The following is a 19,127-nucleotide window of genomic DNA, read 5'->3' on the forward strand; positions in this document are numbered from 1 at the left end:
TTATAGAATGCCATCCAGCCGGGTGGCATTTTTTATTGTACCCGCTTCAATGGCGCAAGCGTCCATTTGTGCCAGGTAAAGTATATAGCATAATCTGTAATACGGCACAAGCTAACGCTCGCGCCATTTTTTTTGGGGTCACCCTCTGCCGCTTAAAACCTTCTTAATAGCAGCTGCTTTTAACAAACACTCCTCATATTCTTTTTCGGGATCGCTGTAAAATGTAATGGCAGAACCTGCCTGAAAAGAAAGATATTGATCAGCGGCATTATACATAATGCTCCTGATCACCACATTGAAGTCAAAATCGCCTTCAGGGGTAATATACCCTACTGCGCCGGAGAATATGCCGCGCCGGGTCTGTTCGTATTGTTCTATCAGTTCCATAACCCGTTTCTTGGGAGCGCCGGTCATGGAACCCATCGGAAAAGTAGCTTTAACAGCATCTATAAAATGAATATCACTCCGTAGCTGTCCACTAACGGTGGAGATCATTTGATGCACCTGCGGAAAACTGTAAATACCAAACAATTCATCTACCTGTACCGATGCCTCCTCACAGATCTTCGACAGGTCGTTACGCACCAGATCAACGATCATCACGTTCTCTGAACGGTCTTTGGGACTGTTAAATAAATGCTCTTTACTTTTTACATCTTCTCCTGCATCGTTCAGGTTTCGCTGTGAAGTGCCTTTTATAGGCTGTGAATAAATACGATCGCCTTCTTTTTTCAGGTAACGTTCGGGGCTGGCGCACAACAAATATTGCTGCCCGGTTTTATAATAAGCAGCAAAGGGATTTGGCGATGTTTGGCTTAACGTGTTATACACCTGAAGCGGATCAATAGCAACATGCTCGGCAAAGAATTCCTGGCAAAAATTGATCTCATAACAATCGCCACGTAAAATATGCTGCTGCAATTGTTGAACGATAGCGATATAGTCTGCCTGGCTTATACGGCTATTAATAGGTGCCCCCAATGGTTGATTAGGTTCACGCACTGGCTCAACCGAACATATTTCATGAAAAATAGTTTCATGCCGGTTACCAAACGTACCTATCAACAATTCACGTTCACTTAACTGGAGTATTACTTCGGGAATAAAAAAGCAAAGATCGGGGAAACCAATAAGATCGGTATTGTTACTGACCAGGCCTTCTGTTTCATTTTTCAGATCATAACTCAAATGACCAAAAAGCCAGTCATTGCTGGTCTCGCACAACTGCTTCAGTTCTTCAAATGCAGTGCCAGCCACTGTTGCAAGGGTTTGTACCGCCCCTGCCGCAGCCATACATTCAAAACTATGATGCGGTAAATTGTATCGTTGGTTGTCGAGAAAACAACAAATGTTGAACTGGTTAACCCAGCTCAACATTTGTAATTTGGTTCGCTGAAAATCAGCGACGGGAAATGATATAAATTGTCTGCGCACTGTAGAAACAGGGTGAGCAGTAAAAGAAGTAACCACTAAAAGTCCTCCTCATCGTCGTCGAAGCCGCGGTCGTTGAAGAGATCAAGGTCTTTGAACTCATCATCGATGCCCAGGTCATCGTCGTCATCTCCTTTGCCTTTTTTACCTGTGCTGCTGCTACTTCCTCCACCACTGGTGGCTTTCTTTCCTTTTGATTTGGGTAAGTCGAATTCTTCGAAGTCGGGATCCCAATCTTCATCTTCTTCGGGTTTGTCCCAATCATCCACTTCATCATCGAGATCCGCATCGTCGTCATCGTCATCACCCTCTTCATCAGATTTCTTAGAAGAAGCTTTGCCGCCCTTTTTAGCGGCCTTCGGCGTGTCTAACTCTTCGTCTTCCAAGTCTTCATCATCCTCATCTTCTTCTTTCTTAGGTTTTGATGAGGCTTTTTTCGGAGTTTCCTTAGAAGACTTTGGTGCAGAGTCTCCGCCGGTCTTTTTTTCCTTGTCAGATTTTGCTGCCATTGTCTGGTAAGATTGTGGTGTAAAATTTCAGCGAAGTTTTTAATTCGCCAAATTTTTTAAAATAATTTTTTTCTCAATAAATCCGAAGTGAAAACTACTGAATTTCTATCAATTGTTCGCGTCCCGGACCGTTGGAAATATAATTTATATTCACACCTAAATATGAATTAATAAACGATACATAATCCTTCATGGTTGCGGGCAATTCACTGGCCTTTCTAAACTTATCAGTTGCTATTTTCCAACCCTTAAAGCTTTTCAGTTCAGGTTCAATTGATACCCGTGTCATTTGGAATGGAACCTCTTTAGAGTTCTTTCCGTCAACCATGTAAGAGGTACATACTTTAAGCTCATCAAAAGCGTCCAGAACGTCTGCTTTTGTCATAACCAGTTTAGTTACCCCATTCACCATACAGGCAAAATTTAAGGCTACCAGGTCAATCCAGCCACAACGTCTGGGGCGACCGGTAGTAGCGCCAAACTCATTACCAATACGGCGCAGTTCTTCACCCGTTTCATCATGTAATTCAGTTGGGAAAGGTCCGCTGCCAACGCGCGTACAATAAGCTTTTGTTACGCCTATTACATCCTTGATCTTTTGAGGCGCTATACCTAACCCGGTACATACACCGGCTGAAATAGTGTTTGATGAAGTTACAAAAGGAAACGTTCCAAAATCAACATCAAGCATACTTCCTTGTGCTCCTTCGGCTAAAACTTTTTTGCCCTGGCTTATTTTGTCATTTATGAAGTATTCGCCGTTAACGATCTTGAATTCCTTCATAAACTCAAGCGCTTCGAAGAATTCCTCTTCCCAGGTCGTAATATCCTCATGGAAATTGAGGCTATCCAGCATTTTCTGGTGCTTCAGGCGTAAGCGGATATATTGAGTGGTGAAACTTTTATCTAACAGGTCGCCTACCCGCAAACCGTTACGTCCTGTTTTATCCATGTAAGCCGGACCAATCCCTTTCAGGGTAGAACCGATCTTATCATTTCCTTTTGATAATTCAGACGCTTTGTCCAATGCACGGTGCGTTGGCAATATTAAGTGCGTTCTCTCTGAAATAAATAAATTCTTCCGGTAGTCAATGCCAAACGCTTTTACGGTTTCGCACTCCCTTTTTAAAGTAACCGGGTCCAAGACTACCCCATTACCTATCAGGTTAACTGTATTCTCATGAAAAATACCGGAAGGAATTTGATGGAGAACAACTTTTTTATCGTTTACATATAACGTATGGCCTGCATTGGGACCTCCCTGAAAGCGGGCAATAACATCATAATTGGGAGCAAAGTAGTCCACGATCTTGCCTTTGCCTTCATCGCCCCATTGAAGACCTAATAAAACATCAACCATTATTAAATATTTGAATAATTTCTAGCAAACGGGGGCAAAAATAGGTTAAAAACACTAAGACATTTTGAGATTTTGTGATTTCTAAATTTTGAGATTTCAGGCTTGCTTCAAAACCCCAAAAATCAGTTGTAAACATAACAACCGTTTGTTTTTCCAATCATGAAACCGGAAAAATTTATTGTAGGATCAGGGGGATATCCCCCAAATCGCAAGATCCCAAAATCAGCAAACACTATTGCTGTTCTGTATCATACCTGTCAACTGTTTCAATACCAGGCAGTTTCTTCAGGCTGTCTACCAGATCATCCAGTTCTTCTTTATCATGCACATACACCCTTATATTCCCGTGAAACAAACCTTCCCGGGCCTCAATGGTCATGGCATTGATATTGATCTTCATTTCGCCCGATATTAAATTGGTGATCTTATGTATTACACCCACATCATCCAGGCCAACGATCTTTAAGCCGGTAAGGAAGGAGATCTCTTTATTTTTTGCCCATTTTGTTTTTACAACCCGGTGTCCATAATTGGCCAGCAACCGGGCCGCATTAGGACAATTGGTGCGGTGTATGGTTAACCCCTTTCCGGTACTTACAAAACCGAATACGTCATCCCCGGGGATAGGTTTACAACAATTTGCCAGATTATACACGATCTTATCGCTGCTTTCTCCAAAGATGATCAATTCAGCATCTTTTTTAGGCAACGCATGGATTGTGTCTTGTTTTATTTCAGGACGAATAGGCTTGGGTGGTTCCAGCTTATCACCCAGTAAATGAAACTCGCTCAGCTCCTTCAGGTCAATGGCCTTTACAGAGATCTGATAATACAGATCGAGCGGCGAGGGAAGTTTATAAAAAGAGGCCAGTATATCTACATTATGCTGATTAAAGGCCGCCCCCATGTTCTCCATCTTTCGCTGCAGCACATATTTGCCTTCATCGGCCACCTTTCTTTTCTCTTCCTTTAATGCGTCCTTGATCTTACTCTTCGCCTTAGCGGTAACCACAATATTCAGCCAGTCTTCATTAGGCTTTTGTTTGCTGGAGGTGATGATCTCCACCTGGTCGCCACTACGCAATTTATGGCTCAGGGGTACCAGCTTATGGTTTATTTTGGCACCTATACATTGCGACCCCACCACACTGTGTATGGCAAAGGCAAAGTCCAGGGCTGTACTGTCAACCGGCAACATTTTCACATCGCCCTTTGGCGTATAAACATATATTTCTTCAGCCAGGAAGCTGGTTTTAAAGTCATGCAGGAAATCGATGGAGTCGCTGTCCTGATTATTGAGTACTTCCCGTATTTGCTGAAACCATTTATCAAAGCGGCTTTCATCAGCCGTACCTTCTTTATATTTCCAGTGAGCGGCCAACCCTTTTTCTGCGATCTCGTTCATCCGCCGGGTACGCACCTGTATTTCCACCCACTTTCCCTGCGGGCCCATTACGGTGGTATGCAGGGCCTCATACCCGTTCGATTTGGGATTGCTCAGCCAGTCACGTAAACGTTCAGGACTGGGAGTGTATTCATCAGTAATTACAGAATATACCTTCCAGCAGCCTTCTTTTTCCTGTTCCAGGGAAATATCCAAAATAACCCTGATGGCAAACAGGTCATATACTTCCTCAAAAGCCACCCCTTTCTTTTTCATCTTGTTCCAGATGGAATGGATGCTTTTGGGCCGGCCATAAATTTCAAATTGATACCCGGTTTTATCGAGTTTGTCTTTTATTGGCTTGATGAATTCATTAATATATCGCGACCGTTCCCGTTTTGTTTCTGCCAGTTTGCGGGCAATTTCCTTATAGGCTTCCGGCTCCAGGTACTTCATAGCCAGGTCTTCCATTTCGGTCTTGATAGTATAAAGACCCATACGGTGACTCAGCGGAGCATATACATAAACGGTTTCGGAAGAAATTTTCAGTTGTTTTTCCCGCTTCATACTGTCGAGCGTACGCATATTATGCAGCCGGTCGGCCAGTTTGATCAAAATAACGCGGGGGTCATCGGTGAGGGTAAGTAAGATCTTTTTAAAATTCTCCGCCTGCGCCGATGCATTGACGTCAATAATGTTGGAGATCTTCGTCAACCCATCTACAATACGGGCTATTTCAGTACCAAATTCCCGTTCAATATCTTCCAGGGTTATATCGGTATCCTCAACGGTATCGTGTAACAGCGAACATATGGTGGAACGAACACCCAGACCAATCTCTTCAATGCCTATGCGGGCTACGGCCAGGGGGTGAAGAATATAAGGCTCCCCGCTCTTTCGGCGCATAGTCTTATGCGCATCTGCCGCCATTTCGAATGCCCGGCGGAGCAATTCCTTATCACCCGGTTTTAATTTTGGTTTCAAAACACGTAACAGGGCTCGGTATTCACGGAGAATCAGCTTTTTTTCCTGCTCTTCATTCAAATTATATTTCGGTATCACAGCAACAGAATCCATAGTTAACGAATTTACGTAAAAATGCCCTATGTTTGCACCCCCGAATCAGATCGGAGTTCTCAGATCAAGGTTCGAAGTTCAATATATAAGTAATATTTGAGAACTGAAAAGCGCATGTGGTGAAATTGGTAGACACGTCAGACTTAGGATCTGATGCCGCGAGGTATGGGGGTTCGAGTCCCTCCATGCGCACAATTCCCAAGGTGGGTCATCTGCAAAGATGGCCCACTTTTTTATTCTCGTCACCTTAAACAGGGATATTCCATTTTTTTTACTAAATTCAATCAATTAATATCCCCCAAAAGGCAATAGGGAAAATAGAGAACAGACTGTTTTATTAAAAAACCTGTTTCTGTAAACTTTATTTTCATGAAAAGACTCCTTACCATTAGCATCTTTTTCTTACCTGCACTTTTATTTGCCCAGCAAAAAACTGGCAGTTTTATTAAAGAACATCTTTATGTAAAAGTTTCTCCCGCTCTGGTATTCTCGATAGCACGTAAAGAAGCTCCACAAAATGGAGGAGGCCAGGTGGCACCTGCTATTTTTGGTGCGGCCGGGGCTAAAATCCGTTATGCTGCTTTAGGTTTTAGTGCCGGTTATTTTAATTTAAAAGAAATAGCACCTGTTACACTCCCAATCGGGGCCGACCTTACCATTACAGACTTTAAAGCGAAAAAAGCCTTCCCTGTTATCACCGCGCAATGGCATAAGGCACATTCAACCGAAAATTATGGTTCGGGCCACTATTATTATAACATCTCTGGGAAAGATCTTTTTAGTATTGGCGCAGGCGTTTCCTTCCGGATCTTAAAAACAACCAAAATTCAGACGACATTAAGTTATTCGAAATTGAGCTGTGATGCCAAAGTAACGTATGTAAACGGTCCTAATCGTAGTGATACCTATTACAAAAGCCCCCTGGAGATGGCAGTCCTTGCGGCAAGTATAGTATTATAGCCGGTGCGCCCATGATCCAAAAATTCCAACGAGGGGCCAGCTGAAACTGGCCCACTTTTTTTATTAAGATCTATTATTAGAGCTGACAAAAGTCATCTGTGATACAGGTATTTATCATCCGGTGCATTGGTAAACTTGCTAACTTTATACAGCCTAATACTTCATGTATGCAAACCATCCTCTTAGCGGTGGATTTTTCGCCCGCATCCCGCAACGCTGCTGTATTTGCAGCAGAACTGGCCAAATTATTACATACTAAATTGCTCCTTTTCCATGCCTATATGCTGCCTACCCCCATTAGCGAGGTGCCATATGCCATGGTTACTGTAGATAACCTGCAAAAAGAGAATGAGGAGCAAATAAAAAAAGAAGCAGACTGGCTGCACGATGATTTTGGGCTTGAAATAGAGTGGCTCGTACGTATTGGCATCGCTTCAGATGAAATAAAAACCCTGACCAGGGAAAAAGACATTGGCCTTATAGTAATGGGTATGAAGGGCGCCGGAGGGCTCGACAAGATCATTGGCAGCACTACCATCAACGTTTCCCGTAAAGTAAAAACCCCCGTTTTGGTGGTGCCCCACGACGCGGCCTATACCCCCATAAAAAATATTACTTACGCCAGCGATTTTAGCTATAAAACCAGCACCCGGCTGTTCAATCCCCTGCTGGAACTGGCCCGGGCCTTTGCTGCAAAAACACATATTCTGTTTGTCCGGCAACACCATGGCGGAAATTCCGAACTGGAGTTTACCGGTAAAAAAAGTAGTGAACTTATTTTTGAAGGGTACGACCACGAATACGTCACCACCGAAGAACCATCTGTAAATCAAGGAATTAGCAGATATTTAAGACAACATTCCAGCGAATTACTGGTAATGGTGGCCCATAAACATACTTTTCTTGAAAGGGTATTTTCGAAGAACCATACCACGGCTATGGCCTACGAAACCCACGTTCCCCTGCTTATTTTGCAGGATAAAGACTAACTGGAATTATACATCCCGACTCGTTTTGACCGAGTTCTCTGTTTGCCTTACCTTTGCAACCCAATTTAAAAAATAGCGCTATGGCAACAGTTACCAGAGAGAATATCGGACTGCTGAATGATAAGATTACCATAAAAGTAGCCGGAGCAGATTATCTGCCTTCTTTTGAAAAAGCACTCAAGAATTATAGCAAACAGGCCAATATACCTGGTTTCCGTAAAGGCATGGTCCCTACAGGCATGATCAAAAAAATGCATGGCCAGTCAGTATTTGCTGATGAAGTGATCAGAACTGTAGAGAAAGAACTCGGCAATTACATGCAAAATGAAAAGCTGGAGATCTTCGCTCAGCCTTTACCGCTTGCTACGGATGAAGCCCCTAAATTAGACATGAATAACCCCACTGAGTACGTGTTTGATTTTGAAGTAGGGTTAAAACCTTCATTTGACGTAGCTGACCTGGCCAAAGAAAAAATGACCCGCCATAAAGTAACGGTTACTGAAGAAATGATCAATGATGAAGTAAACCGTTTACAGGTGCGTCATGGCAAACTTGTTGACCGCGATGCAGTTTCTGAAGATGACAACGTATTAAATGTAACCTTCACCGAAACCGATGCAAACGGTAACGAAATTGAAGGCGGCATTAAAAAAGATAATTCTTTCCTGGTAAAATATTTTGCAGAAGCAGTACGCAGCACCCTTACCGGCAAGAAAAAAGATGATGTATTCAACATTCAGTTAAATAAAGCCTTCGACGAAAAAGAAAGAGAGTGGGTACTGAGCGACCTCGGCCTTGATAAACATGACGAAGCCGCTGCTGCTAAATTCTTCAACGTAACCATCACCAAAGTTGGCCTGGTTGAAAAAGCAGAACTGAATGAAGAGTCCTTCAAGACGATCTATCCCAAAAAAGAGATCAAAACAGAAGCAGAATTCCGCAATGAAATAAAAGAAGAAATTCAAAGCTACTGGGATAAGCAAACGAAAAATCATTTACAGCACGAGATCTATCACGTACTGGTAGACCATACCAAGATCGAATTCCCTGAATCGTTCCTGAAACGCTGGATGCAAACCGGTGGTGAACAACCTAAATCTCAGGAAGAAGTAGAACATGAATTCCCTACGTTCGCCAACCAGCTTAAATGGACTTTGATCACCGATAAACTGGTACAGGAAAATAACATCGAAGTAAAGAACGAAGACATCGAAGCTTTCGCCAAACAACAGTTATTCGGATACATGGGCATGAACCTGCAGGATGAAGAACAACCATGGATTGCAGAATACATCACCCGTATGATGAAAGACCGTAAGTTTGTTGAAGATGCTTACCACCGTATTCAAACCGAGAAAGTGTTTGACCTGGTTGAAACAAAAGTAAACGCCACTGAAAAGCCGGTTACTGTAGAAGAGTTCTCTAAAGAAGCTGAAAAACACCAGCATCACCACCATTAGTAGATAATAATCTCTGTTTAAATAAAAAAGCCTGGAACATGATTCCGGGCTTTTTGTTTATTACTCCCCTTCCAAAAAGCTACCCAATGCATCCAGCTTCTCATTCCAGAACCGATGGTATTGTGTTACCCATTCCGCCACCTCTTTCAACCGGTTGAAATCTACCGCACAAAAACGCTCCCGTCCCTGTTGCTTTATTATTACAAGGCCGCATTCAGTTAATATTTTAATATGCTTTGAAATAGCAGGTCTGCTTATTTCAAAATTCTCAGCCACCCCATTCAAGGTCAGGGATTTATTGGCCAGCAGGCCAATGATCTCCCGCCGTGTTGGGTCGGCAATAGCCTGAAAAACATCACGACGCATACAATTGGTTTATGTAACTATTCGGTTGCAAAATTATGTGTAACAACCCGGTTCGCAAAGCACAGAGATACAGAGAATCCAGACATCGCCGGCAATGGAAATAATTGCTCAGGAAACAACATATAACAATTTGATTAAGTGCCGCTTATGCAATTACCGGGGCTATAATAAATTGCTTGTACTTTCCGTTTATATTATCTACCTTTTCTCCATTATTCTAAATCCCTGAAAACCACTATCCTATTAAAATACCCTTAAATGAAGTACCCGTTACTCGTAGCTTTTTCATTGTTCGTATCCATAAAGAGCTCGGCCCAGGAGATCATTCGTCCTGTTAAGTTAAAAAGTGGTCCCCTCTCTAAAAACAAAAACCTTCGCAATGACCTGCATCTTACTGACTCCCTGAGCAAACACCATTTCAGAAGCAGGTACTATGCACTTATTCAGTTTACAAAACTTCCCGATGCAGCAGAGCGGAAAGCCCTTGCTCAGGAAGGGATCTTATTATATGATTATATACCCGACAATACGTATTTAGCCGAAATAACCGACAGACTTGCACCAGGTTTGCTTAAAAAGAGTACCATCGGCGCCGTTTATACGCTGGAAACAAAAACCAAAATAGCCCCGGTGCTACAAAAAGAGTTGGGCGAAACCATGCGTGACCCCGACAAATTAATAGCGGTCAGTTTTTACGGGAATATTGATAAAGCCACCGCCATTGCTGAATTAAAACAGGCAGGCGCCCAGATAGTGGAAACCAAAATACAACCCGCCCATGTAGTGTTTATTGATGGTACAGCCAGTGTGGTGCAAAAAGTAGCGTCACTTCCCTTCGTGGCTTATGTTAGCAGCCAGCAAATGAAGCAGGTAAGCCTCAACTACAGAAACCGGGGTACCCATGGCGTTAACATGGTGAGCACCCCAGCCGGCCGTAACCTGCAGGGCGCCAATGTATACATGGGAATTGGCGATGATGGGGATGCCAGCACCCATATTGATAACGCGGTGCACCTTATTAACAGGAATCAGGCAGCTGCCTCCGGTCATGCCACCCATACCATGGGAACCATGGGCGGGGCCGGTATTGTAAACCCGAAGTATAAGGGTATGGCGCCAAAAGCAACGTTCATAGGCCAGTACTTCAGCGATATTCTGGTGAACTCGCCCTATTATGTAGCCGATTATGATATGGTTATTACCAACAACTCCTATCATGGTGCAGCAGCGGGTTGCCTTGGCCAGGGCGATTATGATTATTTGAGTAATTATGTAGATTACCTCATGAATGTCGACCGTACAATTTTACACGTGTTTGCAGCTGGTAACGATGGCGCCTTAACCTGTTCGCCCTTCCCCTTTGCATTTGGAACGGTAAAATCAGGTTTTCAAACCGCGAAGAACGTATTAACGGTTGGCGCATTGGAAACCAGCAACAATACCATTGCCGGTTTATCGAGCCGCGGTCCCGTTGCTGATGGGCGGTTAAAACCAGAGATCGTTGCAGGTGGCCAGGGTATTATTTCTACCATTCCGTCTAACGGATATTGGGACTTGTCAGGGACCAGTCAGGCAGCACCAACTGTTGCCGGAACAATGGGACTATTATACGAACGCTATCGCCAGTTAAATAGCGGCACCAACCCTACCGCCGCCTTAATAAAAGCAGTAGCCTGTAATGGTGCCGAAGACCTCGGTAATCCCGGACCCGATTTTACCTTTGGATTTGGTTCGTTGAACGCCCTAAACGCAGTACAGGCTCTTGAGAACAATAACTACTTCAACGGCGTAACACCCCATGGTGGTTCACAAACTTTTACTATTACCGGGGTGCCTGCGGGTATGGCCCAGATAAAGATCTTACTCCACTGGAATGATCCTTCAGCCTTTCCGTATGCTGCTACCACCCTCGTAAACGATCTGGACCTTACAGTTACTGGTTCCGATGCCATCCTTCATCGCCCTTTGATACTCGATCCATCTTCAGGCAATGTAAACAATGTGGCAGTAGAAGGTGTGGATTCCAGAAACAATATTGAACAGGTAGTTATCAATAACCCACCCGCAGGTAACTTCTCAGTAACAGTTACCGGTACTGCTGTACCATGGGGCCCACAGGATTTTGTGGTAACGTATCAGGTTATTGCCCCCACTATAAATCTTATGTATCCATTTGGCGGCGAAACCCTGGTCCCTGGCGAAGGTGAGTACATTCGCTGGAGCGCTTTTGATGGCGACACTAACCCCTTTACCATTGAATACTCGCTCAATAATGGCGGCAGCTGGACAACCATCGACAACAACGTTGCTGCTACTGCCCGTACTTATTTGTGGACGGTACCATCGTCCCCTTCAGCTACAGCGCTGGTACGCGTAAAACGCAACGGCACCGCTACTACAGATATAAGCGATTTTACATTCACCATATTAGATCAGCCTGTTGTAACCCTTACCAATGCCTGTACGGGTTATGTTGACCTTAACTGGGGCGCCATCACTGCAGCCACCAGTTACGATATCATGATGCTGAAAGGCGACGATATGAGCGTAATAGCCACTACAACAGGCACCAGCTATACTTTGGGCGGGTTGAATAAGGACAGCACCTATTGGTTGGCTGTACGTCCGAAATTGGGTGCAACACCCGGCCGGCGCTCACTCGGACAAAGTATCATCCCAACCGGTGGCGCCTGTGCATCACCATCTTTCGATAATGACATCACAACTGATTTGCTGATAGCTCCTGTAACCGGCCGTAAATTTACCACCTCACAATTAGGGTTGGTCGCTCCCCAGGTCCGGATCAGGAATATAGGTGCAGCCGTTGCATCAGGAACTTTCAACATTTATTATCAGGTAAATGGCGGTTCAACTGTAATGGAAGGCCCTACACAAACCATTGCAGCTAACGGTACTTATACTCATACCTTCGGTACGGCCTTCGATTTCTCATTAGAAGGGACCTATACCATAAAAGCCTGGGTTGATTTTGGCGGCGATCCTTCACACCTCAACGACACGCTGGTAACTGTGGTGAAGCATTTGAGAAACGATCCCCTTCTTTTAAGTCCCTCTTATACCGAAGGGTTTGAAACAGCTGCTGAACAAAGTTATACCACCGGCACCCTTGGCTTTACCGGGCTTGATCGCTGCGATTTCTTTGCCGAGACCAGTAATGGACGGGCCCGCACTTTTGTAAATACAGGCATAGCCAGAACCGGTAATCGGGCAGTAACGCTCGATCAAAAAGCCAATAGCAGTATTCAGCAAGATAACCTCATTACCACCTTTAACCTGAGTAACTATACCGGTGGTCAGCAGTTATGGCTTACCTTCTATTTTCAAAACCAGGGCATTGATTTCCCGGCAGCCAATAACACAGTTTATATCCGGGGCAGTGAGAACGATGCCTGGATCCCTGTGTATACACTCCCTGTCAACTCAGCTGATTTTGGAATATACCTGCCTGCTACACCGGTCAATATAACCGAAACGCTGGCCAATGCTTCCCCGGCCCAAACAGTAAGCAGTAGTTTCCAGGTGAGGTTTGGCGAACATGGCTACAATTCAACCAACTCGGTAGTAGTGGATCGCAACCTCGATGATGGTTATACATTTGATGATATAACCATTACCCTAACCACAGACGATGCAAGCATAACACAATTGATAAGTCCGGCAACAGCCAATATATGTTCATTAAGTGCTGCCGAATCAATAACCGTTCAGGTAAAAAATTCAAGTCCGGGAACCCTTACCAACGTCCCCGTCACATACCAGATAAATACTAACCCCGTGGTCACGGATACCATCGCTTCCCTGACACCTGGCCAGGTACTTAATTATACGTTTGTGCAAAAAGCCGATCTGTCGGCCTCAAAACAATACACGTTAAAAACATATGTCGACTATCCTACAGACAACTACCGGTCGAACGATACGGTGACCACTACCTTCCAAACTACTACCCTTGTCAACAGCTTTCCTTACCTGGAAAGTTTCGAGACTGGTGCAGGCAGCTGGTATGCCAGCGGACAAAACAGCAGCTGGCAATGGGGTACCCCTGGCGGCACTATCATAAACAAAGCAGCCAATGGCACAAAAGCCTGGGTTACCAACTTAACAGGTAACTATAACAATAATGAATCATCATACCTGTATTCACCCTGCTTTGACCTGAGTGGTTTAACAACACCGGTGCTTTCTTTCAGTCACATCTATAGAACGGAATCCGGTTGGGATTTCCATTGGGTTGAATACAGCACCGACGGAACAACCTGGAATAAACTGGGTACTAACAGCAGCGGCGGTATCAACTGGTACAATGCAGCGGCCAACAGATGGAATGGGGCCGACCCCATTTGGCGTGTATCGAGCCATGATATTCCTTCCCATGCCTCCACAGTCCGGTTCAGGATCGCTATGACGGCTGATGCCGGTCTTACTTATGAAGGGGTAGGCATCGACGACATTCATATATTTGACAAAGCAGCCATTTACAACGGGCCAAATATTACCAGTGGCTTAACACAAACGGTAAGTGGTTCTGGCTGGACACACTTTAATACTGGCGGCAACCGCGTAGTATCTATAAACCCGAATGGACAAAACCTGGGCAGCACAGATGTAAGAGTATACATCAATTCCAGCGGCGTACGCAATGATGGAAGACAATATTATCTCGATAGAAATATTGTGATACAACCTGCCAGTGTGCCAACGGGCCCCGTAACGGTTCGATATTATTTCCTTGAATCAGAAGCCCGCAACCTCATGAACGCTACCGGTTGCGGCAGTTGCAGTACCATCTCAGATGCCTATGCAGCAGGCGTTACCCAATACAGCAATGCACCGGCAGAAGAAAATGGCAACCTGCTCGATGACCTGAACGGTACCTTTAATTTTATCACGCCATCGAACGTGGACATAATACCATATGACAATGGTTATTATGCCGAATACCAGGTAAGCAACTTCTCTGAATTCTGGATCAATAGCGGTGGTCCCGGGCAAAATATGCCGCTACCAATGGTTTTAGGCATGTTCTCCGTTACAAAAAATAATGCTACCGCTTTAATACAATGGACAACCCTGCAGGAAACCAATACCAAAGAATTCATTATAGAAAGAAGTACAGACGGCAGCCATTATGAGACCATTGGTTCTGTACCTGCAAGTGGCAATACCTCTACTGTAAGCAAATACCAGTTTACCGATAAACAAATGGCAACCGGTATCAATTACTACCGCATTAAAACAATGGATAACGATGCGAAGTATGCCTTTTCACCGGTACGTACCATCAATAACTCTGATAATGATTTCACTATCAGCCTGCTGCCAAATCCCGTAACAAAAGGCACCGTGTATGTAAATACCTCTGTGAACTGTAACCGCATTGACGTGCGGGATGCCATAGGCCGCCTCATTAAAACAGTGAACGTAAAAGGCACTTATAACCCCATAGACGTTCACCAGCTAAACAAAGGCATGTACTTTATTAACGTAATAACAGACAACGGTTCAAAAATAGAAAAGCTCTTTGTTGAATAAACTGAAGTAAGAAGTAAGAAATAGGAAGTACGATGAACCTCATGTTCGTACTTCCTATTTTTTTTTCCTACACCTACTGCTCTATACGTTCTTCTTATCTCCTACTTCCTAATTCCTACCTCCTTCCGTCGCCAAAACCATAGCAAAGGAGGCCCCCAGGTGATCCACCCGCTACTTTTCTTCAATTCATCAACTAGAGTTATTTTTGCCATCCAAAAAAACAAGCATTGAAGCAAACAGGCGATCCGGGAAACAAGAAATCGACAGGCTGGTTATGGTTTATAATTGGAATAGGATTTTCAATGTTATGGCCTTCCGCAGCGGTAGCTACCAAATTTGGTTTGCAGGTTGCACAACCTTTTGTGATCTGTGTTACCCGCTTTTTTATTGCCGGATCGTTAATGCTGCTTATTTCTCATGGCATTTTACGCAAACGTCTTCCGCAAAAACAGGAATGGAAACAACTGGCCATCTATGGCTTACTGAATAATGCACTCTACCTGGGCATTTATGTACTGGCCATGCAACATGTATCTGCCGGATTAGGTTCCCTGGCCATTGCCACCAACCCGGTGCTTATCAGCCTGATGTCTACAATGATCTTTGGGCAACGCTTACGACTGGTTACCGTCACCAGCCTGGTGTTGTGCATGTGCGGGGTAGCACTGGCTGCCTGGCCTTTGTTTGAACACAGCTTTGCCACACCCGGTGGCATTAGTTTGTTAATGCTTAGCATGCTCATTTACTCAACCGGTGTTATTTACTTCTCCAAACAAAAATGGGGCAACCTGCACATACTTACCATCAATGGCTGGCAAACCCTGATGGGTGGATTGTTTCTATTACCAGTAGCCATTGCCACGTATGACAAAACAAAAAATATATGGGGTTATAACATGATGGCGCCCGTGCTTTGGCTGGCCATTCCGGTATCTATCATTGGCGTTCAACTCTGGTTGTACCTGCTGAGAGACAATGCGGTAAAAGCCTCCTTCTGGTTATTCCTTTGCCCGGTGTTCGGGTTTGTTATTGCCAGTGTTATGGTGCAGGAACCCATTGGCATTTTTACCGTTGCCGGTATGTTGTTGACGTTGGCCGGATTATATCTTGTTCAGCGGTATAAATCAGAATAACTAACAATTGTTTTGCTAAAGGGCATTTTGCAAAATTCTTTCCTCTTTGCGTAAATGGTGTTTCCAATTGCGTAAGCTCAAAAGGTCCATTAAGGAGAACTTTGCGCAAATTTATTTGCGCAAAACATCATGAAAGGAATTTACGCTCTGGCACTGTTATTATTTACTGCAATACATGTAATAGGTCAACAAGCCACTGTAAAAGGTATTGTGAAAAACGAAAAAGGCGACACCCTTACCTCCGCATCTGTTTTTATAAAAGGAAAAAAGATAGGAACAGTTACTACATCAACCGGACAATACGAATTAATAAATCTGAATCCCGGCTCTTATACTTTACAGGTGTCATTAATTGGTTATGAACCTGCCATCCAAAAGGTGAGTCTGACAGCAGGCGAAACCCAAACCATTGACTTTACCCTGAAAGCGACCCAATATGAATTGCAACAGGTGGAGATCACCGGCCGCCGCGAAACCGGATACAAGAACACCACTTCTTTCATAGGTTCCAAAACCGCTACACCATTGAAAGACCTGCCTCAATCGGTAAGTTATGTTACCAAGGAAGTGATGCAGGACCAGGCTGCCGCACGCGTTGGCGATGTAGTAAAGAATTTTAGCGGTGTAAATCAGTTTACCGCCAATAACGACATTGCCATCAGAGGCTTCCGGGTTTCATCCAGCAATGCCACCATGCTGGTAAACGGGTTAAGGGCCAACTCTTCGTTCTGGAAACAACCACCAGCGAATTACCTCGAAAGAGTGGAAGTGATCAAAGGCCCCGTTTCCGCACTTTTTGGTAACGCCTCACCCGGTGGTACTATTAACCGGGTAACAAAAAAACCGCTCGATCAAACCAGGAACTCAGTTTCTTTCATCACTGGCAGCTTCAACACATTCAGAGCACTGGCCGATGCAACCGGTCCCATGAACGACAGCAAAACACTGTTGTACCGCATGAACGTCGCATACGAGAATGCCCAGTCGTTCCGTGACCTGCAGTTTGAAAAGAATATTGTACTGGCGCCTTCTATCAGTTTCATCCCAACAGATAAAACCAGGCTGAACTTTGATCTCGTATACAATAAATCAAACAGCCGTATAGACCGTGGTCAATCCGTATTCACCAATGATCTGTATTCTACCCCTATATCACTTTCACTGAATGCAGTGAACGATCATTTAAATGAAGAACAATACAGCATCACCACCTCCTTAACACACGACTTCACCAGCAATACATCTTTCAACATAGCTTTTATCAGGACCAGCTATTCTGAAGATCTGTTCGAACACCGCAGTTCTAACACCTATGCTAGAGATATTTATGGCAAACCGGTATCGTTTTTAATTGAGCGTCAGGTTTTCGATAGAAAGTCAAGAGCGTTCAACGATAATATCTCCACCTACTTTACTCACAAAATGAACACGGGTGCGCTGGAACATAAGATCGTGATAGGATATGACTATGCCCAGGACAAATTACCCATTGGCGCCGCCCAGTTAACAGCGTCCGGCTATCTTAAAAAAGACGGTACTACAGCCGCTTACAGCTCAAAAGACTCCGCCAATTTTGTAACCTATAAATACAAAACACAAATTAATGGGGTTGATACTACGTTAAATCTGATGAAACCCAATGTACCAACGTACGACCTCGTAAAGAATGAGCATAACATAGAAGACGCTTCCAAATATGTTTATGCCCCAGCCTCCAATGAATCTACCATTCCTCACTATAATTATCTGAACGGCGCTTATATTCAGGACCAGGTTACCCTGGGCAAATTACAGGTGTTGTTGGGTTTGCGCTATGAATGGTACACTGATAAAAAGAATTATACAAAAGCCAACGAGAGCAAGGTCAACCAAACCGCTTTATTACCTCGTTTCGGAGCAGTATATGCAATAACGCCCAACATCAATGCCTATGCTATGTACACGCAAGGTTACAATCCGCAGCCTACATCAGCTTTTTCTCCCACTTCTGGCGGCCCCTTTGATCCCTTGAAGAGCAACATGGTGGAAGCTGGTTTTAAATCAGAATGGTTCCACAATCGTTTATCAATAACTACTTCTGTATACAAGATCGAACAGTTGAACGGCCTGTATGCAGCACCCGCTCCTGCACCTGTTGACAGCATGATCCAAATTGGAAAAGAAACCTCAAAGGGTTTTGAATTTGAAATGGTAGGACAATTGACCGCCAACTGGAATGTAGTGTTGAACTATGCTTATAACGAGGCCCAATTAACAGCCGCCGGTGGTGCTGATAAAGATTTTGTAAATCAGCAAAAACCCAATGCGCCTAAAAACCAGGGTAACATCTGGACAAAATACTCTTTTAAGGACCGCGCATTAAAAGGATTCGGAATTGGCGTAGGCGCCAACTTCGTAACAAAACGCTACCTGTCGCTGAACCAGGCCCAAACTATTCCTGGTTACGAATTATTGAACGCAGCCCTCTATTATAAAATCGATAAATTCCAGATCCAGTTCAACCTGAACAATGTTCTGGATAAAACGTATTGGGTAGGGGGTTACGACTATGTACGATTGTTCCCAGGCGCCCCCCGCAACTGGCTGGCAACCGTAGCTTATACGTTTTAAGGTCTAATAACCGTTAAGTCAATGACTTAAGTGGAAATTTTAGCACCTTTATCCAATAAGCAAAAAAGTTCTTTACATGAGTGTACACAGTTAGTGCTATCTAAAGGTTTTACTTATACCGGTCAGACAGTATCCGGATTTCTTTGCTGTTTACGGTTTTTAATGGAACTTCTGTATAGCAAAATAGCAAGTCTTTATCTGTTTGTATCTCTAGCTACATACATACAACCAGATTAAGGCTCTGATTAGTGGAAGTCTCGTTAATTCGGGACTTCCTTTTTATATTTATACAATA

General features: G+C 44.0%; 11 protein-coding genes and 1 tRNA gene. 7 read left to right on the top strand and 5 right to left on the bottom strand.

Annotated elements, in window-relative coordinates:
* Positions 1-138: 138 nt before the first annotated feature.
* From J7I42_RS02170 to J7I42_RS02185, 4 genes are all read right to left on the bottom strand, one after another.
* The gene (locus tag J7I42_RS02170; RefSeq protein ID WP_209137129.1) at positions 139-1,377 is read right to left on the bottom strand and encodes an anthranilate synthase component I family protein; all 1,239 of its coding nucleotides are present in this window, start codon (positions 1,375-1,377) and stop codon (positions 139-141) included.
* A gap of 92 nt (positions 1,378-1,469) precedes the next feature.
* Positions 1,470-1,940, bottom strand: a complete 471-nt coding sequence (locus tag J7I42_RS02175; protein ID WP_209137130.1) for a hypothetical protein — start codon at positions 1,938-1,940, stop codon at positions 1,470-1,472.
* Positions 1,941-2,034: 94 nt separating this feature from the next.
* Positions 2,035-3,300, bottom strand: a complete 1,266-nt coding sequence (locus J7I42_RS02180) for an adenylosuccinate synthase (RefSeq protein WP_209137131.1) — start codon at positions 3,298-3,300, stop codon at positions 2,035-2,037.
* Between the two features lie 232 nt (positions 3,301-3,532).
* A complete protein-coding gene (locus J7I42_RS02185; protein ID WP_209137132.1) occupies positions 3,533-5,761 on the bottom strand; it encodes a RelA/SpoT family protein in 2,229 nt (742 codons plus the stop codon).
* Between the two features lie 110 nt (positions 5,762-5,871).
* Here J7I42_RS02185 and J7I42_RS02190 point away from each other — a divergent pair.
* The 4 genes from J7I42_RS02190 (at position 5,872) to tig (ending at position 9,170) form a co-directional block, all read left to right on the top strand.
* Positions 5,872-5,953 (top strand) — tRNA-Leu (locus J7I42_RS02190).
* A gap of 177 nt (positions 5,954-6,130) precedes the next feature.
* On the top strand, positions 6,131-6,721 hold the full coding sequence (locus J7I42_RS02195; protein WP_209137133.1) for a hypothetical protein: 591 nt from the start codon (positions 6,131-6,133) through the stop codon (positions 6,719-6,721).
* 167 nt (positions 6,722-6,888) lie between these two features.
* A complete protein-coding gene (locus J7I42_RS02200; protein ID WP_209137134.1) occupies positions 6,889-7,710 on the top strand; it encodes a universal stress protein in 822 nt (273 codons plus the stop codon).
* Positions 7,711-7,790: 80 nt separating this feature from the next.
* Positions 7,791-9,170 (top strand): trigger factor, encoded by a 1,380-nt coding sequence (gene tig, locus J7I42_RS02205; protein WP_209137135.1) that lies wholly within the window; start codon positions 7,791-7,793, stop codon positions 9,168-9,170.
* 60 nt (positions 9,171-9,230) lie between these two features.
* Here the strand turns inward: tig and J7I42_RS02210 are convergent, their stop codons facing one another.
* Positions 9,231-9,536 carry an ArsR/SmtB family transcription factor gene (locus tag J7I42_RS02210; RefSeq protein WP_209137136.1) on the bottom strand — a complete coding sequence of 102 codons (306 nt, stop codon included), beginning with the start codon at positions 9,534-9,536 and terminating at the stop codon, positions 9,231-9,233.
* Positions 9,537-9,794: 258 nt separating this feature from the next.
* Between J7I42_RS02210 and J7I42_RS02215 the strand changes: the two genes are divergently transcribed.
* From J7I42_RS02215 to J7I42_RS02225, 3 genes are all read left to right on the top strand, one after another.
* Entirely contained in the window at positions 9,795-15,089 is a 5,295-nt protein-coding gene (locus J7I42_RS02215; protein ID WP_209137137.1) for a S8 family serine peptidase, read from the top strand.
* A gap of 227 nt (positions 15,090-15,316) precedes the next feature.
* Complete coding sequence (locus tag J7I42_RS02220) at positions 15,317-16,222, top strand: DMT family transporter (RefSeq protein ID WP_209137138.1); 906 nt, start codon at positions 15,317-15,319, stop codon at positions 16,220-16,222.
* A gap of 129 nt (positions 16,223-16,351) precedes the next feature.
* Complete coding sequence (locus J7I42_RS02225; RefSeq protein WP_209137139.1) at positions 16,352-18,832, top strand: TonB-dependent receptor; 2,481 nt, start codon at positions 16,352-16,354, stop codon at positions 18,830-18,832.
* Positions 18,833-19,127: the final 295 nt, after the last annotated feature.

It is taken from the genome of Niastella soli, from assembly GCF_017742245.1.
Classification (GTDB): domain Bacteria; phylum Bacteroidota; class Bacteroidia; order Chitinophagales; family Chitinophagaceae; genus Niastella; species Niastella soli.